The organism is Myxococcus stipitatus DSM 14675 (genome assembly GCF_000331735.1).
Classification (GTDB): domain Bacteria; phylum Myxococcota; class Myxococcia; order Myxococcales; family Myxococcaceae; genus Myxococcus; species Myxococcus stipitatus.
This window is the reverse complement of sequence record NC_020126.1, coordinates 9,995,897-10,021,348: the sequence shown is the minus strand read 5'-3', so window position 1 is coordinate 10,021,348 and position 25,452 is coordinate 9,995,897. Positions and strand designations below refer to the sequence as shown.

Here is a 25,452-nt window from a genome sequence, read left to right as displayed (position 1 = left end):
GGCTCAGGCGACCTGTGTCGCGGGACGGGAATGGAGGACCTTGGCCACGGCCTCCGTCAGCCGCGCCCAGGAGGAGGACTCTTCCTTGAGCTGCCGCCGTCCCTCCGCGGTGAGGGTGTAGAAGCGGGCGCGGCGGTTGTTCTCCGAGACACCCCAATCGGACTTCACCCAGCCTCGCTTCGTCATGCGGTGGAGCGCGGGATACAGGGAGCCCTCCTCCACCTGGAGCGCGTCGTCCGTCGTCCGCTGGAGCCAGCTGGTCACCGCGTAGCCGTGCATCGGCCCGCCCGTGAGCGCCTTGAGGATGAGCATGTCCAGCGTCCCCTGGAGCAGGTCGATTCGCATCTCGTGACTCCCCTAGAGTGTCTGGGGGAGAGTAGGGGGGCTCCCCTAGAACGTCAAGGGGAGTGGGATGGCCGAGGCGCTCGGATTTCGAGGGGCGTGTAAGAGCGCTGGGGGGCGCTCGTTAGTGGGGATGAAGGCGGCGAAACGCCGGGACGCGAGGTGTTCCCGGGTGTGTCGCACGACAGCCCTGCTTGGGAGACGGCCATGTTGGACACGACGGAAGTGATGGTGGTGGCGAGCAGTCTGGTGGCGGCGGCGGGGACGGCGTTGTTCTTCTTCGGGCCGCGTCAGCGCACGCGGGCGAAGAGCGAGACGGGCGGCACGCAGCAGGTGGACCTGATGGTGGATGGGGGTTACCGGCCCGACCGCATCGTGGTTCGCGCGGGGATGCCGGTGAAGCTCAACGTGCTGCGCACGGACCGTTCGGCTTGCTCGGAGCAGTTCGTGCTGGGGGACCTGGGGGTCTCGCGCACGCTGCCGACGGGGCGGGTGGTGAGCATCGACCTGCCGGCCCTCAAGGAGGGTGCATACGACTTCACGTGCGGCATGAACATGCTGCGCGGCCGCCTCATCGCGGAGGCGTGAGAAAGGCCCCTGTAATTCCGCGGTGGCTCTCTCGTTAGCGGGCTCGCAAGGGACAGAAGCCCCTCAAGGAACCTCATCATGAAGAAGCTCCTCGTACTCTCCTTCCTGGCGCCCCTCTCCGCCTGTGCGTCCACCCCGTGGGCCGAGCTCGACGCGAACCCCGCGTCTCCCGCCTCCCTTCGCGCCGAGGAAGCGCCTCGGGCGGATGCGGTCGCGGTGCTCGCCGATGCGGACCCGCTGCTTGCCCCGGCTGGGGCGGTGCCCTCGGCCGTGGGGCAGGGCGGCGGCCACGGACACCACGGCCACCATGGTGGTGGCGCCACGAGCGAGGGTGCGAGCGGGCACGGCGGGCATCACATGAACCACGGCGGTGGCGCGAACAAGAGCGCGGGAGACCACTCCGGCCACGCGATGCCGCAGGGCGGTGGCTCCGTGAACAAGAGCGCGGGAGACCACTCCGGCCACGTGATGCCGAACGGTGGCGGTGCCGAGAAGAAGGGCTCGAGCGACCCCGCCGGCCACGGCCAGGACGCGAAGAAGACGAATCCTCACGATGGACACACGGGGCACTCGGGTGGCGCTACGCCGGCCCCTGCTCATGACCAGCACCCGCACTGACAGCTCGCGACGATGAGACACCCCATGAAGACCTGGTCATCCTCCCGTTGGAAGAAGCCCGCTCAGGGCGCCCTGCTGGCCACCTCGCTCGTCCTCGGTGGCTGCGTCTCCGTCCCGTATGCCGACGACGTCCGTGACGTCCGCTCGACCCTGGAGCCTCGCTGGACGCCCGAGGTTCCGGTCCCCGCGCTCACCGGCGAAGCCCAGCGGAGCGAGGACATCGACGCCGCCGTGAAGGAGTTGCTGGCCCAGCCCCTCACGGCCGACTCCGCCGTGCGCATCGCGCTCTTGAACAACCGAGACCTCCGCGCCGCCATGCACGAGCTGGGCATCGCCACGGGCAACCTGGTGCAAGCCAGCCTCCCGCCCATCCCCGAGCTGGAGCTCGAGCTGGGCAAGTCCGGCGGTGAGCACGAACTCCAGGTGGGCGTGGGCGTCGAGTACAGCCTGTCCGACCTCCTCCTCCTCCCCCAGCGCCGAGGCGTGGCTCTCGCCGAGCGCGCTTCCGAGCGCGCGCGCACCGCGGGCGAGGTGCTCAGCCTCGCCTACCGCACCCGGCTCGCCTTCTACGACGTCCAGGCCCGCCGTCAGCAGCTCGAGCTGCGCAACCTCGCGCTCCGCAACGCCCAGGCTCGCTACGCCACGGCCGCGGAGCTGGAGAAGGTGGGCAACCTCCGCGCCCTCGACCTGGCCACCGAGCGCTCCGCCGTGGAGTCCGCCCGTCTCGCCGTGGCCGAGACCGAGAACGGAGTCCAGGACGCACGCGAGGCCCTCAACGTCCTCCTCGGTGTCTTCGGCGCCGGAACCCAGTGGACCGTGGACTCGCTCCTCGGCGACCCGTCGGACGCGCTGAGCAAGCAGGACGGACTGGAGGCTCGCGCCATCGAGTCGAGCCTCGACCTGTCCACGCTGCGCGGACGCATGGAGGCCGCGGAGCTGCGCCGCAAGCTCGCCGCGACCGAGGGCTTCCTCCCGGACGTCTCCGGCGGAGTCAGCGGCGAGCGCGAGGACGACCGCTGGCAGATGGGCGCGCACATCAAGGTCGGCGTCCCCCTCTTCGACCGCAAGCGCGGCGAGCGCATCGCCGCCCTCTCCTCGCGCGAGTCCTTGAAGGCGCGCTACGAGGCGACGGCCACCGCCATCCGCGCGTCCCTGCGACAGACCCGCTTCCGGGTGGAGTCCACCGCCAGCCGCGCGAAGCACGTGCGCGACGTGCTCCTGCCCGCCACGCGCAAGGCGCTGGAGGAGACCGTGCTCCAGTACAACGCGATGCAGCTGGGCGTCTTCGACCTGCTGCGCGCCCAGGACAACGTGACGAACGCGGCCAGCACGTACGTGGACACGCTGCTGGAGCACCACCGCGCTCGCGCCGCGCTGGAGCAGTTGCTCGCGGGCCGCCACGAGGGTCTGGAGATGGCTCCCACGCGCATCTCCGCGGCGGCCTCCGGCTCCGGCGCCGCGCCCGCCTCCGACGCTCACTGACCTCTTGCCTCACGGCACTCTGGATTCGAGAAGGACGCTCATCATGGACCGCAGGGAATTCATGCAGCTGGGAGCACTCGCGGGCGGCACGTTGCTCGCTGGCCAGGCGCTCGCGCAGACCTCGCCGAACCTCGCGCCCGTCCGGGCCGAGAAGCCTCGCATCGTCGCACCGGGAGGGCAGGTGGCCGTCGTCACGCCCAATGGCTCGACGCTGCCTTGGAAGCTGGTGCGTGGCGTGAAGGTGGGCCACCTGGTGGCGATGCCCGTGAAGCACACCTTCGCGCCCGGGCTGGAGGTGGAGGCGTGGGGTTACAACGGCTCGACGCCGGGGCCCACCATCGAGGCGGTGGAGGGCGACCGCATCCGCATCTACGTCACCAACCGCCTGCCCGAGCCCACCACCGTGCACTGGCACGGCCTCATCCTGCCCAACGGCATGGACGGCGTGTCCGGACTCAACCAGCGCCCCATCGCTCCGGGAGAGACGTTCGCGTACGAGTTCACGCTGAACCGCGCGGGCACGTACATGTACCATCCGCACTACGACGAGATGACGCAGATGGCGCTGGGGATGATGGGCATGCTCATCGTCCACCCCAAGCGTCCGCGCGGCCCTCGCGTGGACCGCGACTTCGCGTTGATGACGCACGAGTGGAAGGTGCTGCCGGGCATGCGTCGGCCGGACCCGAACGCGATGAGCGACTTCAACGTCCTCACGTTCAACTCCAAGGCCTTCCCCGCCACGGCGCCGCTCGTCATCGGCCGAGGCGAGCGCGTGCGCATCCGCTTCGGCAACCTCTCCGCGATGGACCACCACCCCATCCACCTGCATGGCCTGTACTTCGAGATGACGGGCACCGACGGAGGCTTCGTGCCCGAGTCCGCGCGCTACCCGGAGACCTCCGTGCTCGTCCCGGTGGGCAGCACGCGCGTCATCGAGTTCGTCGCGGATGAGCCGGGCGACTGGGCGATGCACTGCCACATGACCCACCACGTGATGAACCAGATGGGCCACGAGGCGCCGGTGACGGTGGGCGCGAACGCGAGGACCATCGACCAGCACGTGCAGGCGTTGGTGCCGCAGTACATGACGATGGGGCAGGCGGGCATGGGCGGCATGGAGGAGATGGGCATGCCCGTGCCGGCGAACAGCATCCCGATGAAGGGCGGAAAGGGGCCGTTCGGCTCCATCGACATGGGCGGCATGTTCACGCTGCTCAAGGTGCGGGAGAACCCGGAGACGGAGGATGGCAGCGGCTGGTTCGCGCATCCGAAGGGCACGGTCGCCGACAAGGCGGACCCGGCGAAGCTCGCCGCGGATGGAATCGACCCGGACGTCCACTTCGGCTGAGCGTCGAGGAAGTCACCGAGGGGCGGGGGCCAGGTCCTCCGCCCCTCTTCTCGTGTCATGGATTCCCGCCGGGATTCGCGGAGGAGTGAAGTGAAGGCGCCCTTGTCCGAGGACGTGCTGGCCCTGTTGATGGCGCACCGTCCGGAGTTCTTGCGCTTCGTCGAGCAGAAGGTGGGCAGCCGCGCGGCGGCGGAGGACCTGGTCCAGGACGCCTTCCTCCGAGGGCTGGACAGGGCCGAGGCGCTTCATGGGAAGGCGTCCCTGACGGTGTGGTTCTACCGGGTGCTCCACCACGCGGTCATCGACCACTACCGACGACGAGGTGCCTCCGAGCGCGCGCTGGCCGCGATGGCGCGAGAGTTCGAGGAGGCGCAACCGCCGGAGGTGGAGCGCGCGCGAGCGGTCTGCCCGTGCGTCGGGCGCGTCGCGGGCTCGCTCAAGCCCGAGTATGCGGAGGCCCTGCGGCGCGTCTCGATGGAAGGGACGCGGCTGCCGCAGTTCGCGCGCGAGGTGGGGATTACGTCCAGCAACGCGGCCGTGCGGCTGCATCGAGCGCGCAAGGCGCTCAAGAAGCAGCTTCAGGTCTCGTGTGGTGCCTGTGCCTCGGAGGGCTGTCTGGACTGCACCTGTGGCGTGCCCGGGGCCGGAGGCTGTGAGCCTTCGACGGCCTGAGGCACGGGCCTGTCGTGCGGACGGGAGGAGGGGGGGCCCGTCCGCACACCCAGGCTCGGCTTCACGCGGCCGGCGCGGAGTCGTAGCCAGCGTCCCGGAGCGCGTCGATGAGCGCGCTGACCTTCGCGGTCGCCGCGTCGTGCTTCACCAGCACCTGGCCTCGGTCGAACCAGACGTTGACGTCCTGGACGCCGTCGAGGTCTCGCAGCGCGTCGTTGACGTGGCGGATGCAGGACCGGCAGGTCATTCCGTCGACCTTCAGCAGCGTCTCATCGTGGGGGCTCATGGTGTGTCTCCTTCATCGGGGTGGGCGCGGCGTTCATCGCCTGCTCGATGAAGAAAACGCGGGACCGCGTGAGTGCTTACAGGGGCTCGTGCGCGACGGGAGATGTTGACTCGGCGACGGAGGTGTCGACGCGCGTCGAGGTGGGCTTGCCGCACCGGATGAGGGGGCGATGCTTCCGCCTCATGTGCTCCCGCGCCCCGAGAACCACCGCGTCGACCCCAGGCCCCCTCGCGAACGCGGGAGAGGGGTAGGCGCGTGGCGACCGTGACGCTCGAGGACGTCCGCAAGGTGTACCGAGGCGGTGTGGCCGCGGTGAAGGGCGTGACGCTGGACATCGCGGACGGCGAGTTCGTGTCGTTGGTGGGGCCGTCGGGCTGCGGCAAGTCCACCACGCTCAACCTCATCGCGGGGCTGGAGACCTTGTCGGGCGGGACGCTGCGCATCGACGGCGACGTGGTGAATGACCTGTCGCCGAAGGAGCGCGACGTCGCGATGGTGTTCCAGAGCTACGCGCTCTATCCGCACCTGGATGTGGCTCGGAACCTGGCGTTCCCGCTGGAGGTCGCGGGCCTGCCGCGCGCGGACATCGACGCGCGGGTGCGGGAGGTGGCCTCGATGCTCGGACTGGAGGCGTTGTTGTCGCGGCGGCCCAAGGCGCTCTCCGGGGGACAGCGGCAGCGCGTGGCGTTGGGGCGCGCGCTCGTGCGTCGGCCGAAGGTGTTCCTGTTCGACGAGCCGCTGTCCAACCTGGACGCGGGCCTGCGCGCGCAGATGCGCGGCGAAATCAAGAAGCTGCATGAGCGCCTCCGCGCCACCTTCATCTACGTCACGCATGACCAGGTGGAGGCGATGACGCTGTCCGACCGGGTGGTGGTGATGAGCCAGGGTGAGGTGCAGCAGGTGGCGCCGCCTCGCGAGCTGTACGACGCGCCGGCGAACCTGTTCGTGGCGGGGTTCTTCGGCTCGCCGCGCATCAACGAGGTGAAGCCGAGGACCCTGGGGTTGGAGGGAGAGGACCGTGTGCTGGGCCTTCGCCCCGAGCACCTCGAAGTGCTTCCGAGCGCCGCGTCCGCGGGCGCGCTGATGGGCCGGGTATACCTGGTGGAGCCCATGGGCGCGGAGTGCTGGGTGACGGTGGAGGTGGAGGGAGAGCGGCTGGTGGCTCGGGCGCCGGGGGACTTCCGCGCGTCCTCGGGGGCGCAGGTGGCGCTGCGCTTCGAGGCGTCGAGGCTGCGTGAGTTCGATGCGCGGACGGGGCTCGCGCGCTCAGTAGGGTGAAGGGGCCACCTCGGCGCTCTCGTCCTCCCGGGACTTGTGGGGACGGTCATGGATGATGTTGCCGAGGTAGGGCGCCTCCAGGTTCATGAAGTCGTCGTAGCGCAGCTCCAGCGCCTCGGTGTGGGAGCCCGCCCGGAACAGCACCAGGCTCTCGTCGCGCAGGTGCTCGTCCACCACGACGGGCAGGCCATAGAGGCCACCGAAGGGAGGCTCCGCGCCGACCTCGCAGCCAGGGAAGCGGGGGGCGAACTCGGCCTCGTCCGCGAGCCGGAGGTTCCGTGTCCCGGTGACGGAGGCCACACGGTCCAGGTTCACCGTGTCCGGCGCGCTCACCACGCAAATCAACAGCGCGTCATCGGACTGGAGGATGACGGACTTCGCCACCTGGAAGCCGCTGACGTGCAGCGAGGACGCCAGCGCCTGGGCGGTGATGGCGCGCAGGTGGGACTTGCGCTCGAAGGGAATGCCCTGGCTCTCCAGGTACTGGATGATGCTCTCGGGAATCATGGCGGAGGCTCCGTCGGTGCCGGTGTTTCGTAAGGTGGGCCCGACCTTGTTCGCGCACCACGCGCGGCGCTCGTGTGCCTGCCTCGCGAGCCACCGCCTGGGCGCCCTGCTTCCTCGGGCCTGGGGAGACTTCGTGGGCTCAGGCGTAGACCTGACTGCCCTCGAGCGACAGCTCCAGCCGTCGGGTGAGCTGCTCCAGTCGGCCATGCCGCTCCCGCAGCAGGTCTCGATACGCGCGCTCATCCGTGCGCGATATCTCGGTCAGCAGCTCGCGCAGCTCGTTGTCCAGGGCCTCTTTCAGCTCGCGCGCTTCCACCGCGGACAGTTCCAGCAACATGGGCCGCACCTCCTGCGGCGAACGTTAGGCACCTCGCGAAGGCGCAGCCGCGTCCGTCCGGCTGGAGCGGGCCACGGCGGACACCCGGGCGCCTCAGCTCCTCCTGGCACCGCGCCGCGCGGGGCGAGGGCTCCGCCGCACGGCTGCCGAGGCCGCGGCCCGCCCGCTGCTCGTCCTCTCGCCGGGGCGGGGTGTCGCTGAGCGTGGAGGGCTCGTGGGTTCTGGCTGAGGGGACCTGGGTGGACCCACTGCCCATGGAGCCACGAGGAGGCCGCGATGGTTCAGTTCGGCGATGTGCGCGAGGGGATGACGGTGAGGACCTCGGACGGGCGCAAGGTGGGGAGGGTCTCCGGCATCGGTGACATCCACTTCGAGCTGGAGCGGGGCCTGGTGCCCATCCCTCGCCACGACTACCTCGTGGAGTACCGCGACGTGGACCACGTCGGCGGCGAGGACGTCTACCTGACGCGCTCCGAGCATCCGCTGCTCACGCTCGAAGAGGATGACGACGGCGGGGCCCTGCCTCCGCGCCGCTCGTCCGGCATGGACGCCGAGCCCGTGAATCTCGGCGCGCCTCGCGATGACGACCTGACACGTCACTGAGCCTCGCGCCGCGCGGTGGGCAGGTGACAGTCCCGACTCGGCAGGCGGGATAACCGTTGGAAATCACTCAGGTCAGGCGGTCCTGAAATGTCAGACCGTCGGGATACATGGGGCCTCTCCGACAAGCGAGGCGAGTGGCTCCCATGCGAAGTGGTCGCACATCCTTTCTCGGCGTGGCGTTGTTCGCGCTCGTGTTCTCCTGCAACTCCGGTCCCCGCGCGGACGGAGTGGCGCGGGACGCGAGTGGTGCGCCCCTGAGGCTGGCGACACCTCGCAAGCAGGTTCCCTTCGTCGCGCTGAGGGATGGCCGCGTGCTGGCCTCGGGCGGCTTCGATGGCCAGCGCGCGCTGGCGAGCTGCGAGGTGTTCGAGCCGGAGACGGGCCTGTGGAGCCTGACGGGCGCGATGCTCACGCCCCGCCGCCACCACGCCGGGGTGCGACTGCTGGATGGCCGCGTGCTGGTGCTGGGCGGCACCCAGGGCGCGGTGCCGGGCGTGCTCGCGAGCGTGGAGGTGTTCGAGCCCTCCGTCGGGACGTGGACTCAGGTCGCGCCCATGACCGAGGCGCGCGAGGACCCGGCGGCGGTGGTGCTGCCGGACGGGCGTGTGCTCGTCGCGGGAGGCGTGGATGGAGATGGCCGGTCGCTGCGCTCCGCGGAGGTGTTCGAGCCCTCCACGGGCACGTGGGCGCCCGTGTCTCCGCCGGGCTTCGTGCGAGGCGGCGCGGGCACCGCGGTGGTGTTGCCTCAGGGCAAGGCGCTCTTCGTGAGTGGCCTCCAGGCGGAGCTGTACGACGTCGCCACGGGGCGCTGGGAGAAGGCCGGGTTCGCGGGCGGCGCGGCGGGGACGCATCGGCAGGGGCACTCCGTCACGCTGTTGCCGGACGGCCGGGTGCTCGTGGTGGGCGGAGGCACCGCGCGTGCTTCGAGCACGGCGGAGGTCTACGACGGCGCGACGGGCCTGTGGTCGCTGGTGGCTGCGCCGTCGACTCCTCGCGAGCACCACGCGGCGGTGGTGACGCGCGAGGGCTCGGTGTTGGTGATGGGTGGGGAGCACTCCACGGCGGGCGTGCTCGCGTCGGTGGAGCGCTTCGACCCGGGGACGGGGCGGTGGTCTTCCGCGCCCGCGCTGGAGGAGCGTCGGGAGTTGCCCGGTGCGCTGACATTGCCGGATGGCGCGGTGCTGTTGGTGGGAGGCGCGAACGAGGTGTCGGGGCTGCTCGTCACGAGCGAGAGGTACCCGCCGGGCGGCTGTGTCCCACGCACGTGCGTGGCGCATGAGGCCGTGTGTGGCGCGGTGGTCGACGGGTGTGGAGGACTGCTCGAATGTGGCCCCTGCGTCCTGGAGGGCTGTGACGCCCAGCAATGTCGCGCGGAGGGACTCACACGGCGGTGAGGGGTTGGCGCGCCGAGCAGGCAGTGAAGCCGAGACGTCCCCCTCCTCGCGTGCAAGAGTGCGCGGCCATGCGAACCCGCCTCCGCCTCCTCGCGCCGCTCGTGCTCTCCACCGCATGTGCCTCCGTCCAAGCTCCATCCGCGGGGGCGCCCACCACTCCCGTGAACTCCTCCTCTTCAGAGCGTCCCTTCGGAACCCTTCGTGAGCAGGCCGAGCGTCAGCAGTCCTGGCTGCGCGAGCGCATGGAGACCGCGCTGCCCCAGCTCATGCGCAAGCACGGCATCGAGATGTGGGTCGTCCCCATGCGCGAGTACAACGAGGACCCGGTGTTCAAGGCGCTCTCCGCGCCGACGACGTTCGCCGCGCGCCGCCGCACCATCTACGTGTTCCATGACCGGGGCGCCGAGAAGGGCGTGGAGCGCCTGGCCCTGGGCGGAGGCTCGCAAGGCGGTCTCTTCACGCCGCGCCGCGCGCAGCAGCAGGTGAGCCAGGGAGGTCAGGGCCTGCGTCAGGCGGAGCTGTGGGGGCCGGACCAGTGGCTGGTGCTCAAGCAGGTGCTGGAGGAGCGGCAGCCCCAGAGCATCGCCCTGGACATCTCGAGGACGTTCGCCTTCGCGGATGGCCTCTCGCATGGTGAGTACGAGGGCATGGCGGAGGCGCTCGGCCCCGACTGGGTGAAGCGCTTCAAGCCGTCGGGGGGACTGCCGGTGGACCTGCTCGCGTGGCGCGGCGCCGACGAGGTCCGCTTCTACGAGGACGAGACGAAGCTCGCCTGGAACATCATCGAGACGGCCTTCTCCAACCAGGTCATCACCCCGGGCGTCACCACCACGCAGGACGTGCAGTGGTGGATGCGGCAGCGCCTGGCGGACCTGGGCCTGGACACGTGGTTCCACCCCTCCGTCAGCGTGCAGCGGCAGGGCGCCACCGAGGAGCAGCTGGGCGACAACCCCGTCATCCAGCGCGGCGACGTGCTCCACTGCGACTACGGCGTCACCGCCCTGCGGCTCAACACGGACACCCAGCACATGGGCTACGTGCTCCGCGAGGGTGAGACGGACGCGCCCGAGGGCCTCAAGGCCGCGCTCAAGACGTCCAACCGGCTCCAGGACATCGTCTTCGAGGAGCTGCGTCCCGGCCGCACCGGCAACGAGGTCCTCAAGGTCGCGCGCAAGCGGATGACGGACGAGGGCATCGACGGCACCATCTACTCGCACCCCATCGGCCTGCACGGCCACGGCGCGGGCGCGATGGTGGGCCTGTGGGACCGGCAGGAGGGCGTGCCGGGCAACGGCGACCATCAGGTGATGGCGAGCATGTGGTACTCCATCGAGCTGCAGGCCACGAGCACCGTGCCCGAGTGGAACGGTCAGCGCGTGCGCTCCGCCCAGGAGGAGGACGTCGTCATCGACGCCGAGGGCCGCGTGCACTGGGCCTGGAAGCGGCAGACCCAGTTCCACTTCGTGCGCTGAGGTCCGCGAGCCTTCCGGTGGTGGGCTCCCGCACGATGCGCGCGGGAGTCCCTCCGAGGCTGTGTCAGCGAGGCGTCCCCGTCAGCGACTTCAAGAGCTCCACCAGGGCGCGCTTCTCGTTGTCGGTGAGGTCCAGCTTGACGATGGTGGAGGTGCGCTGGCCCACGAAGGTGCCCTCCGGGTCGCCGCCCTCGTTGTAGAAGTCGATGACGTCCTCGAGCGTCGTCTCCTTCCCGGTGTGCATGTACGGCGCCGTCAGCGCCACGTTGCGCAGGGACGGCGTGCGGAACGCCCCCTCGAGCTCCACCTGCTTCGCCTGCGTGCGCAGCGTGCGCAGGCGCTGCGCGTCCGTGCCGTTCGGGTCGTCGCTGTAGCGGCCCGCGGCGTTGAACTCCCAGTCCAGCAGCGAGTTGAGCACCGCCCACTGTCCCCCCGCGCCGGGCCCCGAGTCCTCCAGGCCCACGTTGTGGAACAGCTCGTCCGTCAGCGATGGGCCCTTGTGGCAGACGATGCACTGCCCCTTGCGCACGAAGGTCTTCAGCCCCAGGTACGCCGGGTCGCTCTCCGCCGAGCCCGCCTCCGCCGCGGCGATGAAGCGCCGCACGTCCGTGTCGAACGGGGCCTCCACCCGCATCAGCACGCGCTCGTACGCGGCCAGCACCTTGCCCACGTTGGCCATCAGCAGCGGGGCCGCCACGCTCGCGGGCTCCGTGCCGAACAGCGTCCGGTACCGCTCCTGGTACGACGGCTCCGCGACGAGTCGCGCGCGGACGATGTCCGCGTTCGAGTCCATCTCCACCGGGTTCATCAGCGGCAGCATCGCCTGGGACCAGAGCGAGTCCGCGCGCCCGTCCCACATGAACCAGCGGTTGTGCCGCACGTTGAGCACCGTGGGCGGGTTGCGCTCGGTGCGCTGGCCTCCGCAGCCCTCCGCCGTGGCCGTCTCCACCGTGCGGCCGTCACCCGTGTGGCAGCTCTCGCAGGACACCGTCCCGCAGCGCGACAGCCCCGGGTCCCGGAACAAGTCGAAGCCCAGCTTCTGCGCCACCTCCTGGCCGTCCACCCGGTTGGTGGAGTCCAGCCGAGGGTGGCTCGACAGGGAGTGGAGGCTGCGCAGTTGGTCCAGCTCGTCGAGGGTGGGGAAGGGCTCCTCGGATTCGCATGCGAGTCCCATCCCGCCCAGACTCAGGGCGAGCGCCGCGACACACCAGCTTCTTGGAATCATCACCCTGCCGTCCTTCTTCGCATCCGCCGCGGCCCGGCCCCTGCTTCCGGTGGTCCGCGGCATGTCGCGACTTCGCTTCCGGAAGCTTCGCGCCGCGCTGGGCGCGAATCAATCCGGAATTCCAGGACGGTCTGAAACCCACCCTGCTCCTCCGCTCAAAAACAGAGAGAGCGGAGGTTCAGGGTGTGACAAACGACGCGTGCTTCAGCCGCAGGAGACGACGAAGTCGCGGGTGCTGGTGCCGTAGTCGGACAGCTTGAAGGTCGGCTGCGCCGTCGCGCTGGCCGGCGCGATGGTGGGCGCGGCGCCGTTGGCACACTTCAGGGCGGCGTCCGCCACGGCGTTGGCCTGGATCTCCGTGTTGCTGGGGATGCCGGACACGGTGAAGGAGCAGCGGTTGCCGCGGCTCGCCTTCACCATGGCCTTGCCCAGCGCGTCGGACGTGTTGGCCGCGGGCGCGACGACGACGCGAATCTGCTCACAGGCGTCCTGCGCCTGGGCGATGCCGGTCTCCGGCAGACGGATGACGCCAGTGACGGTGGCGTTGCCCTCGCGGCTCCCAGCGCTCCCGGTGGTGGCGCAACCAGCAGCGGCGAAAAACAGGGCGGCAACGGCGATGCGGTACATGGTGAGTTCCTCACTCGGTGGGGGAAAAAGCTTGGCGGCAGGGTCGCCACACAGACGACCTACGACGCGCGCTCAGTACAATTGCGACGGCTTTTCATTCCGTTCAAGTCGACCTGCGGTCCATGACAGTTTCATGACGATTCCCGTGCACAGCCATGGGACTCCAGACGCGCTGTCGCCGCTTCGCGCGACTGGGAGTGGTGTCCATGAGTCTCTTTGATTGAGAGAATCAATCGCAGACATGCCCGATTTCCGAGGCTCGGTGATTGGGAGTCCCATGAGCGAACGGGAATCCCATGTTTGGGAATTCCCAGCCTTTGATTGCGGGCCGGGCGGGCGGGTCGCAGGTCCGTTGCTTGCTGCGGCGGACGCGCCGCGCCCCCACGGTGAATGCGCAGGGCCGAGAGGAGGCGCGCATGTCGATTCAGAAGCAGGAGGCGACACAATCGTGGTCGGGACTGGGCGTGGGGACGGACCGGCGGTCCTTCCTGGACGCGGTGACTGCCCAGCTTCCGGAGTTCGAGGCCGAGCGGGCCGCGGAGGCGGTGTTCTGCGGGCTGTCGGAGCTCTTGTCGGAAGGGCTGATGCGGCAGCTGCGCGAGCAGCTCCCCGAGGACCTGCGGGGGCTCCTGGCGGACGGGTGCCCGCGTCACGCGGTGGGCCCGCGAGGGAAGGTGGACCGTGACGACTTCTACCTCCAGGTGGCCAACCACCTGAACGCGGAGCCGGAGAACGTGCGGCGGGTGCTGCATGGTGTCTTCGCGGCGTTGCATGGGCAGGTGACGGAGGCGGAGGCGCGCAAGGTGGAAGGCCAGCTCCCGCGGTGGCTGCAGGGCACGTGGGCCGCCGCGCGCCTGGGAGTCGACCGGCCCTCGTGAGGCGGGCGCGGGTGTTGGCGCGTCCGGACCCGCGCCGGGTCCGGACGTCCTGCCCCAGGTCAATAGGTGCCACCGAACTGGAGGAGGCCCATGTAGCGGCCGTCCAGCGCGTTGGGCGTCGCGCTGGTGGACGCGAAGTCCTGGTCGAAGAGGAAGTGGTAGGCGACGCGCGCGTCGGCGGCGAGGCGCCGGGTGATTTGGACGCGCAGGCCCAGGCCCACGGGGATGTAGCCGGCGGTGTCGTCCCGGAAGTGGGTCTTCCCCCCCGGAGGGGCGTCGTGGCGCACGGTGTACCGGTCGAAGCCGATGCCCGTCAGCACGAAGGGCTGGACGCGTTCGAGGGGCGCCATGCCGAGGACCAGCAGCTGGCCGCCGTTGCGCACCAGGTCCGGGCCGCTGCCCAGGTCCCCCTTCGCGACCAGGCTGCCGTTCGCGTCCAGGTTGTTGATGCTGCCGTTGTAGCCGAGCTCCAGCGCCAGGAAGGGCATGGCGCGGTAGCCCACGGAGGCGCCGTACGTGAAGCCCGTGTCGACCCGGGGCGAGAGCTGGCCGGCGTAGCCCTCCACGCCGCCGCCAATCAGCACGTAGAGGCCCAGGGAGGGCTCCTCCACGCGCGGCTCCCTTCGAGGTTCGTCGGCGGGGGCCGCGGGCGCCACGGCGTCGGTGGGCTGCCCCGTGCCAGCGGGACGGTAGTCCTCCTGGGCTCCCACCGCGCATCCCCACACAGCCGCCACACACCCCGCGATACGCATGAATGCCTTCATGTCGGACTCCTTTCCGAGCCTCCGCCTGGAAACGTGGAGCCCCGTATTCCCGCCGGCAATGTCCCCAGGTCCGAGGGCGTTCGTCCGCCCGCTCGGAGGCTCAGGGCGTGGGGTTCAGGAGCGCGTCCATCGCCCGGCGCGCCTGCACGAGGCCGTGGCCGTACTCGAGGTCGACGCCGCGAGCCCCCAGGTCCTGGGCGCTCGTCAGCAGCGCGGCCGTCACCTCGGCGGGCGTGGCGGAGGGGCGCGCGCTGAACAGGAGCGCGGCGATGCCGCTCACGTAGGGCGTGGCCATGGAGGTGCCGGACAGATAGGCGTAGTCCACCGGGTGCAGCCCCAGCCGGGTGGTGGAGCCGAGCTGCTGCTGCATCAGCGTGCTGGCCGCCTGGTTGATGGTGACGGCGGGCACCCAGTGTCCGCGGCGGGGCAGGGAGATGATCTCCGCGTCGCCGCTCATGAGCTCGCTGGCGAAGATGACGCCGCGCGCGCCCTGCATCATCACGTTGACCACGGCCCGCTCCGGGCTCACGAAGGCGCTGGGGTGTACGTAGGCGATGAAGCCGCGGCAGCTGGCCCCCTCGCCGCACGAGTCCTTCATCCCGCCGCTGCCGCAGTCCACCAGGGTGCCCCACGTCTCGCCTTGAGGCGCGTACAGCAGCGAGCGCGCCAGCGGCTGGGTGCCGTCCACGTCCACCAGGGCGAAGGAGCCCAGGCCTCGGGGGAAGGTGGACAGCACGTCCACGCCGGGCGCCATCAGCGCGAGCGCCTGGCCGTAGGAGGAGAACAGGGCGCGTTGGTTCTGGGCGTCCAGCGCGCCCACCGCGAGCACGGACGGGTCCGACGCGGGATAGGACACCTCGCCGAAGCCTTCATTGCCCGCCGCCGCCACCACGAGGATTCCGCTTTCCCGCACCGCCTGGAACACCTGGGCGGAGGTGTACGTGGGCATGCCGCCGGCAATCGACAGGGAGATGACCTTGGCGCCCTGCTCCTGGCAGTACTCCACGGCCTGCATGACGATGCTCATGTGGGTGCTGCCCTCGAGGTCCAGCACCCGGGCGATGATGAGCTGCACGCCCGGCGCGACGCCCACCAGGCCGCGCTCCCCCAGCACGGGGGCGCCCCGGCCTCCGGCGCCGGGCCTCGCGGCGATGATGCCCGCCACGTGGGTGCCGTGGCCGGTGCCCCAGCGGCCGTCGATGCCGTCGGTGGGCACGTTGTCCCCGTCCATGAAGTCGCGGGCCGCCACCACCGCGTCCTTCAGCTCCGGGTGGTCGATGTCCAGGCCGCTGTCGATGACGCACACCTTCACGCCCTGGCCCGTCACCGCGCCCGGGTCCGGCCTGCCGTCGCCGTCGCGGTCCCACACCTCCGCGGCCTGCACCTTGGTGAGCTCCTGGGTGTACTCCCCGGAGATGGAGTTCGAGCGCGTGACCCCGCTCGACAGGAACGAGAGCGCGGGCAGCGTGGCGGGGCCTTGGGCGCGGAGCACGGGGTCCGGCTCGATGCGCTCCACGGACGGGTCCTGCGCCAGCGCGAGCTTCTCCTCGGCTGTGACGCTCACGGCCAGGGCGGGCGCGCCGCGGAAGGCCGCCGTCACCACCCCACCCAGCTGGTTGACTCGCGCGGCCGTCACGCCCCGCTCCCGCCGGTAGCGGACGATGACGCGCTCGCGCCCGTGGTTCGACGGCGTTGCCTCCGGTTTGCCCGGCAGCATGCCCGCGGTGATGCCGGGGCACACGTTCTGCTGTGCATCCCGATTGGACGACTCGTCCGGCATGCAGGCCGCGAGCCCCAACAGCCCGATGAACCCCCAGCGCTTCATGAGTCACATCCTTCCGTCACCGCCCGTGGGCGATTTCGCGAGGATGCGGCCCGGTGGGATACCTTCCGGCCAGACGTCCCCGCTCGTCTCAGGGAGCGCATCCCGCCGTTTTCCGGCAACGGCCGCGGGATGGGGGGCCGCGACAGGAGGTGCGCGGGTTCACATCCGGCGAGAGTCGCTGTCGCAAACTGGCTGCCGCTGATGGGCTCCTTCGTTGTTCGCTGTCCCGAAATCAGCCCCCGTTGCCCACCTGGGCGGGCCCTGGGCCCCGCGCAGCGCGTGGCTCGGCAGGGTCAACGTCGCCGGGGCTCGTACGTACTGCCGGGACGCGTCTTCTGGGACTGTTGTGCCCCAGGGGTCTGACACTCCGGGCGTGGGTGGCCGAGGCTTCGTGCGGACGGCGTGTGATGTCGGACAGAAGCAGAAGGGTGCCGCGCGGCTTGCTTCCGTGTGTGTCCGGGTGCTTCGCTGCCGGCCGAAGCCATGAGCACTGTCCCTACAGAGTCCTCCCGTTTCCTCGGGCGCTATGAGCTTGTCCACCCCTTGGGCCAGGGGGGCATGGGGGAGGTGTTCCTGGCGAAAATCAGCGGCGCGGCCGGCTTCGAGAAGCCGTGCATCGTGAAGACGATTCTTCCAGCGCTACTGAAGGACCGGCAGTTCCTGGACCGCTTCCACCATGAGGCGAAGGTGCTGGTGCACCTGGTCCACTCGTCCATCGCCCAGGTGTACGACATGGGGGAGGCGGACGGGACGTACTACATGGCGCTGGAGTACGTGGCGGGCGTGGACCTGGCCTACCTGTTGGAGCAGGTGCGGCAGCAGGGGGTGCAGGTGCCCGTGCCGGTGGCGCTCTTCCTGGGCCAGCGCATGGCGGAGGGCCTGGGCTACGCGCACCGCAAGGTGGGCCCGGACGGGGTGCCGCTGGGCATCGTCCACCGCGACGTGTCGCCCCACAACGTCATGGTGTCGTACGAGGGCGAGGTGAAGGTCATCGACTTCGGCCTGGCGAAGTCGGCGGCGCGCAGCAAGTACACGCTGCCCGCCACGGTGATGGGGAAGCTGGGCTACATGTCGCCGGAGCAGGTGCGCGCGGAGGCGCTGGACCACCGCAGCGACATCTACTCCTGTGGCGTGGTGGTGTGGGAGATGCTGGCGGGGCGGTCGCTCATTCCCCACGGGACGGTGGGGGAGATGATGGCGGCCATGTCCCAGCCGTCGGTGCCTTCGTTGACGGGGCTGCGCGGCGACGTGGACGGCGGGCTGGATGGGGTGGTGCGGCGCGCGCTGGCGGCGAAGCCGGATGAGCGCTACTCGAGGGCGGATGAGCTGGCGCGGGCGCTCAACGGCGAGCTGGTGCGCTCCGGCGCGGCGGTGGGGGCCGAGGAAGTGGGCCACTTCGTGCGCGCGTTGTGCCCGGAGGCCTTCGCGGCGCAGCGGCAGCTCATCTCGAAGGTGACCTCGTCGTCGAGCCACCACCGGACGCCCACGCCGCAGCCGCATACGGGGACGGGGATGTACGGCACGGGGCCGCAGGCGAGCCCTGGGCAGGCGGAGCCGTCCGGCTTCGAGCCGACGATGATGCGCCCTCCGTCGGGGGAGCGGCGCGTGGCGGGCGTGGCCCGTCCGGATGGGCCCGCTGGCGAGGATGCGATGGGGATGGAGGCCACCGCGGTGCGTGCCTCGCCCAGCGCGGTGGGGAGTGGGAACGCTGGGGCGGCGAGAGGGGCTGTGCCCGCGAACGCGAATTCGCCCGCGTGGGGATCTCCGGGGGCTGGGCCCGCGAACGCGACCTCACCCGCGTGGGGATCTCCGGCGGCCGCGCCTGGGAGCGCGCACGCGGGAGCTGCGCCCGCGAACGCGACCTCACCCGCGTGGGGATCTCCGGCGGCCGCGCCTGGGAGCGCGCACGCGGGAGCTGTGCCCGCGAACTCGGCCTCACCCGCGTGGGGCTCTCCGGCGGCCGCGCCAGGGAGCGCGCACGCGGGAGCTGCGCCCGCGAACTCGGCCTCGCCCGCGTGGGGATCTCCGGCTGCTGGCCCCGGGGGAGCACCCGCTGCCTCGCCCGCGTGGGGATCTCCGGCTGCTGGCCCCGGGGGAGCACCCTCTGCCTCACCCGCGTGGGGAGCCCCGACGGTCGCGAACACGCCTTCCTCCGCACACGCGGGAGCCTCGCCAGCGAACCCGGCCTCGCATCCAGGCGCCGCGCCGGTGCCGAGCTCCCAGCCGCACGGCGCGGGAGCCCACGCCGAGTCGACTCGGTCCGCTCCAGTCCGGAAGACCTCGGTGGCGCTCCTGGTGGGACTCGTCCTGCTGTTGATGGCGGGCACCGCCGTGACGACGGCGTACATCGCTCGCCGCTCGGGAAGCACGCCCGCGGTGGCCTCGGCCACCCCGTCCGCGGAGCCCTCCCAGCGCGAGGAGCCGAAGAACCCCCAGCCTCGTGCCCAGGGCGGCACGACGCCGGGCACAGGCAAGAAGCCGCCCGCCCAGCCAAGCCCCCCCGAGCAGGTCGCGGTGAAGCCCGAGCCCACCGAGACACCAGAGCCCGTCGCGACACCCGAGCCCACCGGGAAGGGTTCACCCCGGCCCGAGCCCGTCGCCACGCGAGACCCCGTGCCGCCCAAGCCGCGCACACCCCCCGCGGCGAAGCCGCCCAAGTCCTCGCCGGAGCCCACGCCGACGCCGGCCGCCACGAAGTTCGTGACCTACGTCTCACCCACGGCCGTGCTCCCGTTGCAGGAAGAGGACGGAGACTACCTCGTGCGCGGCGCCCAGGCCGCGCTCCTGCAACGCGACATGGTCGTCCAGGTCGTGGGGCCCGCGAAGAATGGCCAGCGCGTGCTGCTGGGCCGCGCCACCGTGTCCTGGGCCGCCGCCAACCCGAAGGTCCGCCGCAAGGTGCAACTGGCGCGGCTGTCCCTCGACTCGAGCGCCAGCGCCGCCACGGGAGCACGCTTCATCGCCCTGCCGGGAGGCAACACCAGCCCCGAGGTGGCGGTCGCCGTCGACGAAGCCCCCGCCCCCGAAGCCGCCGCGCCGGAAGCCGCCCCCGAGCCGCCCAAGCCCGCTCCGCCCAAGACGCTGGTGGGCACCGTGCGCGCCGTCACCGGCCTCAAGGCCATCACCAGCGACGAGGTGGTGGTCCGCAACCTCGACGAGTTCACCTGGAACGACTGCTACGTCGTCAAGGGGCTGCGCCAGACGGCGCGGCTGGGCATCGTCCTCCCGCAGACGAATCGGCCCGCGAAGAACTTCAAGGACCGGGCCGACTTCCTCGTCGAGCGGGGCAAGGTGGGCGTCTTCTGCAAGGAAGGGCAGTTCATCACCACCCTCCGGTAGGCCCCCTCAGGGCTTCGCGAGTCGCTCGGCGGCCACGGGACAGTCAGCCACCACGGCCTGCACGTCCGCGTGGCCGGAGCGGGCCTCGCGCACCGCGCGGCTCAGCGACGTCCTGCACTCCCACGTCACCTCCCGCGTGCCGTGGCAGCAGTGCCACCCCGTCAGCGTCCGGCCCAGGTACTTGACCATCTCCGCCCGCGTCGGCGTGACGATGAGCCACACCGAGCCCACGAGCAGGGCCAGCCACGGCAACTGCCGCACCAGCCCCTTCATCCGCGCCGCCGTGCCCGCCATCACCGGCTCGGCATAGAGCCCCAGCATCGTGTCGAAGGGCCGGCGCAGCAGCACCGGCGACACCAGCAGATCCACCGGCGTGGTGAACGCCCGGGCCAGCGTGCGAACCACCCCCGGAGGCCGAGCCCCGTGCACCAGCCGCACCCCCGCGAGCTGCCGCCACAGCGTCCGACCCCAAATCCCACCCACGGCGGACACCACCAGCCAGGCCACCGCCATGGCGACGACCATCGTCACCGTCGTGCGCTCCTGCTCCAGTGCTCGCAGCGCGGCCCAGCCCGCGAGGGCCGCCGTCGCCATGTCCAGCACATCCGCCACCCACAGGTGCCACTGGTACCGCGCCTCGGTGGTCACCGTGTCCGTCGAAAACAACGCCCCGTTGCTCATCCACCCTCGCTCTTCGGGCGGGGAGCATAGACGCTCGCGCGACGCGGGGTGACATGCACCTTCGTCCATCCGGCCGTCTTCACGCGGAAAGCCCAGGCGGGAGGGCGGGCGCCTCGGGGCCGCCCTGGGGCGACCGCGGGACGTGATTGCTGTCGTCTTCCCGCAGTGGCGCCTGCCACCCCTGCTTCCCATCTTCCGGTCAGCGCGATGCGGCGAGGCCCTTCCACCACCAGGACCTCGAAGCGGGGAGCGCTCGGGCCATGGCCCCGGACTCCGGGAGCTTGGGGCTCCTGGTGCCGGCGGTGGTGGCGTACGAGGCGACAGCGGCGGGGGGAAGTCTGGAAGTCGAGGGGGGGCAGGTGGTCCCCCGCCGCTGTCGCCGAGGCCGTTGGTGGCGAACGTTCCACTCCGGGTGAACGCTCGAGGTTTGGCCTCTCGGGCGATTCTGCCGGACACTGTGGGCGTCATGTGTCTTTCGGGGCATCAGCCCCGTGCCGTCTGGCGCGGGTTCTTGGGGGTGGTCCTGCTTGCCGGGCTTGTCCTGGCGCGGCCGGGCTTCGCCTTGGACCCGCAGCGCCGGGTGTCCCAGTACAGCCAGGATTCATGGCGCAGTGACGACGGGCTGCCGCAGAACAGCCTCCTGGCGCTGGCGCAGACGCGCGACGGCTATGTGTGGCTGGGGACGTGGGAAGGCCTGGTGCGCTTCGACGGCGCGCGCTTCGTCGTCTTCGACAAGCGCAACACGCCGGAGCTGCGCAGCCACGCCATCAAGGCGCTCGCGGAGGATGCATCCGGCGTCTTGTGGGTGGGCACGGACCAGGGCCTGGTGGCGTACGTGGATGGCCGCTTCCAGCGGGCGCCCGGAGCCTCCGCGCCGCTGGAGGGCGTGCGGGTGGAGGAGCTGCTCGTCGGAGAAGGCTCGCTGTGGGTGGGCACCTCCGGAGGGCTGTGGCAGGTGCCGCTGGGCGAAGGCGTGGCGCGGCACTTCACGGAGGCGGATGGCCTCCCGGGCTCCTTCGTCACCGCGATTGCGCGAGCGGGCGGAGACAACCGGCTCTGGGTGGGCACGAAGGCGGGCGTGGCGCTGCTCGAGGGCGGGCAGGTGCTGCGCACGCCCTTTCCCGTGCCCGGGCCGGCCCCGCACCCGGAGGTGACGGCGCTCTACCAGGACGTCTCCGGGACGTTGTGGATGGGCACGGACGCGGGGCTCTTCTCGTGGAACGGCGCGGTCGTCACGCGGTTCACCGTGGCGGAGGGGCTGCCGGCCATCGTCACCGCGCTGTTCGCGGACAGCCAGGGCAGCCTGTGGGTGGGCACGCGGCGCGGCGGACTGGTGCGGCGGGAGGCGGATGGCTTCAGCGCTCCATTGCACGGCGCGGGGCTGGCGGACGCGGAGGTGCTGTCGCTGCTGGAGGACCGGGACGGCTCGCTGTGGGTGGGCACGTACTCCGGCCTGTTCCGTCTGCGGGATGGGCCGTTCGCCACGTATGGCGGGCCGGAGGGCCTTGCCAACGAGACGGTGAGCACGGTGCTGGAGGACCGGCGCGGCACGGTGTGGTTCGGCACGGTGGGCGGGGGGCTGTTCTACCTGCGCGACGGGCGCATCCGCCGCATGGAGGACTTCGAGGGAGGCACCGACCCGGTCATCACCGCGCTGCACGAGGCGCCGGATGGGACGTTGTGGGCGGGCTCGAAGGCGGGCGCGTTCCGCTACGACGGCCACCGCTTCGCGCGGTCCTCGCGGGTGCAGGGGCTGCCGGACGACGTGGTGACGTCCATCCTGGTGGACTCGCGAGGCACGCAGTGGTTCGGCACGCGCAAGGGCCTGGCGCGGGTGCGCGGGGGCGACGTCATGGTGTTCGGTCCCCGGCAGGGCTTGGGGGAGCCGGTCATCGTGATGGCGGAGGACGCGGCCGGCGCGGTGTGGCTGGGCTCCGAGGGGGGCCTGTGGCGCTTCGAGGAAGGCAAGGGGCTGCGCCGCTACACGCTGAAGGACGGGCTGCCGGGGGAGGTGGTGCTGTCGCTGCTGACGGACCCGGACGGCACGGTGTGGGTGGGGACGGAGACGGGGCTGGGCCGGTGGCGCAATGGCGAGTGGACGCGCTACTCGGTGTCGCAGCACGGGCTCTACGACGACGCGGTGTTCAGCATCGTCTCGGATGGCGACGGCTACCTGTGGATGAGCAGCAACAAGGGCGTGTCCCGCGTCTCGCGCCGGGAGCTGGACGAGGTGGCGGACTCACGCCGCTCCCGGCTCGCGGTGATGGGGTTCGACCAGACGGACGGCATGCGCTCGCCGGAGTGCAACGGGAACACGCAGCCGTCGGGGTGGCGGGGGAAGGACGGGAGGCTGTGGTTCACGACCATCCAGGGCGCCATCGTCGTGGACCCGGTGCGCGTGCGCGCCAGCCGACAGCCGCCCGAGGTGCGCATCGAGGAGGTGCGCGTGCAGGGGCAGCTGGTGCCGGTGAAGGGGCCGGTGGAATTGCGGCCGGATGGGTCTCGGCTGGACATCCGCTTCACGGCCTTCACGCCGGGGGACGCGGTGCGGCTGCCCTTCCGCTACCGGCTGGTGGGGCATGACGACGGCTGGGTGCGCGCGGAGATTCGCCGGGCGACGTACACGGGGCTGAGGCCCGGGCGCTACCGCTTCGAGGTCCAGGCCGAGGGCCGCGACGGCGGATGGACCGAGCCGGTGTCGCTGGAGGTGCTGCTGGAGCCGAACCTCTGGCAGCGCACGGACTTCTGGGCGCTGTTCGTGCTGGGGCTCGGGATGCTGGGCGTCAGCGTGTACCTGCTGCGCGTGGGGCAGCTCAAGGCGCGCGAGCGGTGGCTGGAGGAGCGCGTGCAGGAGCGCACGCGGGAGCTGGCGCGCGCGAACGAGGAGCTGGAGGCGAACGTGCGCACGCTGCGGCAGACGCAGGCGCAGCTCGTCCAGGCGGGGAGGATGGCGGCGGTGGGACAGCTCGCCGCGGGCGTGGGGCACGAAATCAACAACCCGCTGGCGTACATCGTGTCGAACCTGGAGCACGCGAGCGAGGAGTCGGATGCGCTCGCGCGGGAGCTGGGGGAGGCGCGCGACGCGGGGACCCGGCTGCGCGAGGTGGGGCAGGCGCTGCGCGAGGCGTTGCATGGCGCGGACCGGGTGCGGCGCATCGTCCGGGACTTGAAGACCTTCTCCCGGCCGGACGACGAGATGCAGGGGCCGGTGGAGCTGGGGGCGGTGCTCGACTCGGCGGTGAAGATCGCGATGGGCGAGCTGCGGCCGCGCGCGAAGGTGGTGCGCGACTACGGCGATGTGACGTGGGTGGAGGGGAGCGAGGCGCGACTGGCGCAGGTGTTCCTGAACCTGCTCATCAACGCGGCGCAGGCGCTGCCGGAGGGGCACGCGGAGGAGAACGAGGTGCGCCTCGTCACGCGCGCGGGCCCGGAGGGCTGGGTGGTGGCGGAGGTGCGGGACACGGGCACGGGCATCGCGCCGGAGTCGCTGGGCCGCATCTTCGACCCGTTCTACACGACGAAGCCGGTGGGCGTGGGGACGGGGCTGGGGCTGTCGCTGTGCCACGCGTACGTGACGGCGATGGGCGGGACCATCTCCGTGGAGAGTGAGCTGGGCCGCGGGTCCGTGTTCCGGGTGGCGCTGCGTCGCGCGAGGGATGTGAGCGCGGTGATGTCCGCGGAGGGGCGCCGGCGGGGCATGACGGGGAGCCGGTCCGTGCGAGGCACGGGCGAGCGCGCGGCGTACGGAGAGCTGGGGCAGGGGATGCGGCCGGCGGTGGACCGCGCCTCCTCGTCCCTGGGCTCTCCGGGGGTGTCCGACGCGCTGCGAGGGGTGGCGGAGCGGCCGTCGTCGCCGACGGGCTACCCCGTGGTGTCCGAGCCCTCGTCGCGAGCGGTGACGGAGAGACCGTCCTCGCCGACGGGCTATCCCGCGGTGCCGGAGTCGTCGCAGGGGATGAGGGCGGCGATGGAGCGCCAGTCTTCGTCCACGGGCTTCCCCGTCATCGCCGAGCCCTCGCGAGGGGTGACGCAGCGCAAGTCCTCACCCACGGGCTACCCGACGGTGCCCGAGTCGTTGCGAGGGATGGCGGAGCCGCCGTCCTCACCGGGGGGCTCCTTGACGGAGCACGAGCCCGCGCACGGGCTGAGAGGGATTGCGGACCGCAAGTCCTCGGTGATGGGCGCTCCCTCGGTGCACGAGTCGAGGCCCGTGGAAGAGCTGTCGACCCATGGCGCGAGGCTGTCGTCGCACGGGGACCTCGCGGCCAGCGCGGACACCTCGCGACGCGCGGACTTCTCCGAGCATCGCCTCGCGTCATCCCCGAGTGCCGCGACAGAGGACGTGCTGTCTTCGGGGCGCCCCGCGCCGGTCATCGTCTCCAGACCGATGGCGGAGCGGAAGTCCTCACCCACGGGCTACGCCACGGTCCCCGAGCCCTCCTCCGGAACCCGCGCCGTGACGGAGCGCACGTCGTCGAGGCATCCCGTGATCGCGGAGCCCTCCGCGTCGGGCTCTCGCTTCGTGACGGAGTACCCCTCGCTCACGGGCCATGCGTCAGGGCTGGAGTCCTCGCCTTCCAGAGCGGAGGTCGACAGCGCCCGGCCCACGTCCTTGGCGCCCGCGGAGTCCATGCCCTCGTTCCGCGAGGCCCCCGTCGCATCGAGGCTCGAGCCCGCGTCGACGACGCCCGTCCCGCTCGTCGAGCCGAGCCCTTCGCCGTTGGAGGCGACGGGGGAGGGGGCGCACCCGGGGACCTTGTCCGCGCGAGTGCCGACCCTGGCGAAGCCCCGAGGCCGCGTGCTGGTGGTGGACGACGACGCGCTGGTGAGCGGCGCCATCCGCCGCACGCTCGCGCGAGAGAACGACGTGGACGTGGTGGTGAGCGCGCGGCAGGCGCTGGAGCGGCTGAGCGAGCCTGTGCCGCGCCGCTACGACGTCGTGCTCTGCGACTTGATGATGCCGGAGATGACGGGGATGGACCTCTACGATGCGCTCGTGCGCACCGCGCCCGCGGTGGCCGAGCGCGTGGTGTTCATCACCGGAGGCGCCTTCACGCCGACGGCGCGCACCTTCCTGGAGCGCGTGGAGAATCCGCGCGTCGAGAAGCCCTTCGACCCGGAGGCCCTGCGAGGACTCATCCGGGCCGAGGTCGCTCGAGCGCGGGGCGACGTCACCTGAGCCA

At 71.3% G+C, this 25,452-nt stretch carries 21 protein-coding genes; 12 read left to right on the top strand and 9 right to left on the bottom strand.

The window, feature by feature from the left end; genetic code table 11:
- Positions 1-3: 3 nt before the first annotated feature.
- On the bottom strand, positions 4-345 hold the full coding sequence (locus MYSTI_RS39025) for a PadR family transcriptional regulator (protein ID WP_015353388.1): 342 nt from the start codon (positions 343-345) through the stop codon (positions 4-6).
- A gap of 204 nt (positions 346-549) precedes the next feature.
- On the opposite strand from MYSTI_RS39025, the gene MYSTI_RS39020 reads away from it, so the two are divergent.
- The 5 genes from MYSTI_RS39020 to MYSTI_RS39000 all read left to right on the top strand — a co-directional run bounded on the left by MYSTI_RS39020 (position 550) and on the right by MYSTI_RS39000 (position 5,053).
- Positions 550-930, top strand: coding sequence for a cupredoxin domain-containing protein (locus MYSTI_RS39020; protein ID WP_015353387.1), 381 nt, complete (start codon positions 550-552; stop codon positions 928-930).
- Positions 931-1,008: 78 nt separating this feature from the next.
- Positions 1,009-1,548, top strand: a complete 540-nt coding sequence (locus MYSTI_RS39015) for a hypothetical protein (protein WP_015353386.1) — start codon at positions 1,009-1,011, stop codon at positions 1,546-1,548.
- Positions 1,549-1,572: 24 nt separating this feature from the next.
- Positions 1,573-3,030, top strand: coding sequence for a TolC family protein (locus MYSTI_RS39010; RefSeq protein WP_015353385.1), 1,458 nt, complete (start codon positions 1,573-1,575; stop codon positions 3,028-3,030).
- Between the two features lie 43 nt (positions 3,031-3,073).
- Positions 3,074-4,381: a multicopper oxidase family protein gene (locus MYSTI_RS39005; RefSeq protein WP_015353384.1), complete on the top strand. Its 1,308-nt coding sequence runs from the start codon at positions 3,074-3,076 to the stop codon at positions 4,379-4,381.
- A gap of 90 nt (positions 4,382-4,471) precedes the next feature.
- The gene (locus MYSTI_RS39000) at positions 4,472-5,053 is read left to right on the top strand and encodes an RNA polymerase sigma factor (RefSeq protein WP_015353383.1); all 582 of its coding nucleotides are present in this window, start codon (positions 4,472-4,474) and stop codon (positions 5,051-5,053) included.
- Between the two features lie 61 nt (positions 5,054-5,114).
- Here MYSTI_RS39000 and MYSTI_RS38995 read toward each other — a convergent pair whose 3' ends face one another.
- Positions 5,115-5,339: a heavy-metal-associated domain-containing protein gene (locus tag MYSTI_RS38995; protein ID WP_015353382.1), complete on the bottom strand. Its 225-nt coding sequence runs from the start codon at positions 5,337-5,339 to the stop codon at positions 5,115-5,117.
- Between the two features lie 255 nt (positions 5,340-5,594).
- On the opposite strand from MYSTI_RS38995, the gene MYSTI_RS38990 reads away from it, so the two are divergent.
- The gene (locus MYSTI_RS38990; RefSeq protein WP_015353381.1) at positions 5,595-6,617 is read left to right on the top strand and encodes an ABC transporter ATP-binding protein; all 1,023 of its coding nucleotides are present in this window, start codon (positions 5,595-5,597) and stop codon (positions 6,615-6,617) included.
- Here the strand turns inward: MYSTI_RS38990 and MYSTI_RS38985 are convergent.
- Both MYSTI_RS38985 and MYSTI_RS38980 read right to left on the bottom strand, forming a co-directional pair.
- Positions 6,606-7,124 carry an aminoacyl-tRNA deacylase gene (locus tag MYSTI_RS38985; RefSeq protein ID WP_015353380.1) on the bottom strand — a complete coding sequence of 173 codons (519 nt, stop codon included), beginning with the start codon at positions 7,122-7,124 and terminating at the stop codon, positions 6,606-6,608. The genes MYSTI_RS38990 and MYSTI_RS38985 overlap by 12 nt on opposite strands.
- Before the next feature lie 139 nt (positions 7,125-7,263).
- Positions 7,264-7,461, bottom strand: coding sequence for a hypothetical protein (locus tag MYSTI_RS38980; RefSeq protein WP_015353379.1), 198 nt, complete (start codon positions 7,459-7,461; stop codon positions 7,264-7,266).
- A gap of 276 nt (positions 7,462-7,737) precedes the next feature.
- On the opposite strand from MYSTI_RS38980, the gene MYSTI_RS38975 reads away from it, so the two are divergent.
- The 3 genes from MYSTI_RS38975 to MYSTI_RS38965 all read left to right on the top strand — a co-directional run bounded on the left by MYSTI_RS38975 (position 7,738) and on the right by MYSTI_RS38965 (position 10,930).
- Positions 7,738-8,064 (top strand): DUF2171 domain-containing protein, encoded by a 327-nt coding sequence (locus MYSTI_RS38975; RefSeq protein ID WP_015353378.1) that lies wholly within the window; start codon positions 7,738-7,740, stop codon positions 8,062-8,064.
- Positions 8,065-8,207: 143 nt separating this feature from the next.
- Positions 8,208-9,458 (top strand): Kelch repeat-containing protein, encoded by a 1,251-nt coding sequence (locus MYSTI_RS38970; RefSeq protein ID WP_015353377.1) that lies wholly within the window; start codon positions 8,208-8,210, stop codon positions 9,456-9,458.
- 68 nt (positions 9,459-9,526) lie between these two features.
- On the top strand, positions 9,527-10,930 hold the full coding sequence (locus tag MYSTI_RS38965) for a M24 family metallopeptidase (protein ID WP_015353376.1): 1,404 nt from the start codon (positions 9,527-9,529) through the stop codon (positions 10,928-10,930).
- Between the two features lie 64 nt (positions 10,931-10,994).
- Here MYSTI_RS38965 and MYSTI_RS38960 read toward each other — a convergent pair whose 3' ends face one another.
- Together MYSTI_RS38960 and MYSTI_RS38955 are read right to left on the bottom strand one after the other, a co-directional pair.
- On the bottom strand, positions 10,995-12,155 hold the full coding sequence (locus MYSTI_RS38960; protein ID WP_015353375.1) for a cytochrome-c peroxidase: 1,161 nt from the start codon (positions 12,153-12,155) through the stop codon (positions 10,995-10,997).
- A 204-nt stretch (positions 12,156-12,359) separates the two neighbouring features.
- The gene (locus tag MYSTI_RS38955; protein WP_015353374.1) at positions 12,360-12,782 is read right to left on the bottom strand and encodes a hypothetical protein; all 423 of its coding nucleotides are present in this window, start codon (positions 12,780-12,782) and stop codon (positions 12,360-12,362) included.
- 416 nt (positions 12,783-13,198) lie between these two features.
- Between MYSTI_RS38955 and MYSTI_RS38950 the strand changes: the two genes are divergently transcribed.
- Positions 13,199-13,660, top strand: coding sequence for a DUF2267 domain-containing protein (locus MYSTI_RS38950; protein ID WP_015353373.1), 462 nt, complete (start codon positions 13,199-13,201; stop codon positions 13,658-13,660).
- A 59-nt stretch (positions 13,661-13,719) separates the two neighbouring features.
- On the opposite strand, the gene MYSTI_RS38945 is transcribed toward MYSTI_RS38950, so the two are convergent.
- Together MYSTI_RS38945 and MYSTI_RS38940 are read right to left on the bottom strand one after the other, a co-directional pair.
- Positions 13,720-14,424 carry a porin family protein gene (locus MYSTI_RS38945; RefSeq protein ID WP_015353372.1) on the bottom strand — a complete coding sequence of 235 codons (705 nt, stop codon included), beginning with the start codon at positions 14,422-14,424 and terminating at the stop codon, positions 13,720-13,722.
- Positions 14,425-14,524: 100 nt separating this feature from the next.
- Positions 14,525-16,249 (bottom strand): S8 family serine peptidase, encoded by a 1,725-nt coding sequence (locus MYSTI_RS38940; protein ID WP_015353371.1) that lies wholly within the window; start codon positions 16,247-16,249, stop codon positions 14,525-14,527.
- A gap of 558 nt (positions 16,250-16,807) precedes the next feature.
- On the opposite strand from MYSTI_RS38940, the gene MYSTI_RS45145 reads away from it, so the two are divergent.
- Complete coding sequence (locus MYSTI_RS45145; RefSeq protein ID WP_233278102.1) at positions 16,808-19,588, top strand: serine/threonine protein kinase; 2,781 nt, start codon at positions 16,808-16,810, stop codon at positions 19,586-19,588.
- 6 nt (positions 19,589-19,594) lie between these two features.
- Here MYSTI_RS45145 and MYSTI_RS38930 read toward each other — a convergent pair whose 3' ends face one another.
- Positions 19,595-20,269 (bottom strand): hypothetical protein, encoded by a 675-nt coding sequence (locus MYSTI_RS38930; RefSeq protein WP_015353369.1) that lies wholly within the window; start codon positions 20,267-20,269, stop codon positions 19,595-19,597.
- Between the two features lie 466 nt (positions 20,270-20,735).
- Here MYSTI_RS38930 and MYSTI_RS38925 point away from each other — a divergent pair, with 466 nt between their 5' ends.
- Positions 20,736-25,448, top strand: a complete 4,713-nt coding sequence (locus tag MYSTI_RS38925) for a two-component regulator propeller domain-containing protein (RefSeq protein ID WP_233278101.1) — start codon at positions 20,736-20,738, stop codon at positions 25,446-25,448.
- Positions 25,449-25,452: the final 4 nt, after the last annotated feature.

Bases quoted from the DNA above. Each gene is read 5' to 3' on its own strand.
- MYSTI_RS39025 (WP_015353388.1), bottom strand. From the start codon at position 345: ATGCGAATCGACCTGCTCCAGGGGACGCTGGACATGCTCATCCTCAAG.
- MYSTI_RS39020 (WP_015353387.1), top strand. From the start codon at position 550: ATGTTGGACACGACGGAAGTGATGGTGGTGGCGAGCAGTCTGGTGGCG.
- MYSTI_RS39015 (WP_015353386.1), top strand. From the start codon at position 1,009: ATGAAGAAGCTCCTCGTACTCTCCTTCCTGGCGCCCCTCTCCGCCTGT.
- MYSTI_RS39010 (WP_015353385.1), top strand. From the start codon at position 1,573: ATGAAGACCTGGTCATCCTCCCGTTGGAAGAAGCCCGCTCAGGGCGCC.
- MYSTI_RS39005 (WP_015353384.1), top strand. From the start codon at position 3,074: ATGGACCGCAGGGAATTCATGCAGCTGGGAGCACTCGCGGGCGGCACG.
- MYSTI_RS38995 (WP_015353382.1), bottom strand. From the start codon at position 5,339: ATGAGCCCCCACGATGAGACGCTGCTGAAGGTCGACGGAATGACCTGC.
- MYSTI_RS38985 (WP_015353380.1), bottom strand. From the start codon at position 7,124: ATGATTCCCGAGAGCATCATCCAGTACCTGGAGAGCCAGGGCATTCCC.
- MYSTI_RS38980 (WP_015353379.1), bottom strand. From the start codon at position 7,461: ATGTTGCTGGAACTGTCCGCGGTGGAAGCGCGCGAGCTGAAAGAGGCC.
- MYSTI_RS38975 (WP_015353378.1), top strand. From the start codon at position 7,738: ATGGTTCAGTTCGGCGATGTGCGCGAGGGGATGACGGTGAGGACCTCG.
- MYSTI_RS38970 (WP_015353377.1), top strand. From the start codon at position 8,208: ATGCGAAGTGGTCGCACATCCTTTCTCGGCGTGGCGTTGTTCGCGCTC.
- MYSTI_RS38965 (WP_015353376.1), top strand. From the start codon at position 9,527: ATGCGAACCCGCCTCCGCCTCCTCGCGCCGCTCGTGCTCTCCACCGCA.
- MYSTI_RS38960 (WP_015353375.1), bottom strand. From the start codon at position 12,155: ATGATTCCAAGAAGCTGGTGTGTCGCGGCGCTCGCCCTGAGTCTGGGC.
- MYSTI_RS38955 (WP_015353374.1), bottom strand. From the start codon at position 12,782: ATGTACCGCATCGCCGTTGCCGCCCTGTTTTTCGCCGCTGCTGGTTGC.
- MYSTI_RS38950 (WP_015353373.1), top strand. From the start codon at position 13,199: ATGTCGATTCAGAAGCAGGAGGCGACACAATCGTGGTCGGGACTGGGC.
- MYSTI_RS38945 (WP_015353372.1), bottom strand. From the start codon at position 14,424: ATGAAGGCATTCATGCGTATCGCGGGGTGTGTGGCGGCTGTGTGGGGA.
- MYSTI_RS38940 (WP_015353371.1), bottom strand. From the start codon at position 16,249: ATGAAGCGCTGGGGGTTCATCGGGCTGTTGGGGCTCGCGGCCTGCATG.
- MYSTI_RS45145 (WP_233278102.1), top strand. From the start codon at position 16,808: ATGGGGGAGGTGTTCCTGGCGAAAATCAGCGGCGCGGCCGGCTTCGAG.
- MYSTI_RS38930 (WP_015353369.1), bottom strand. From the start codon at position 20,269: ATGAGCAACGGGGCGTTGTTTTCGACGGACACGGTGACCACCGAGGCG.
- MYSTI_RS38925 (WP_233278101.1), top strand. From the start codon at position 20,736: ATGTGTCTTTCGGGGCATCAGCCCCGTGCCGTCTGGCGCGGGTTCTTG.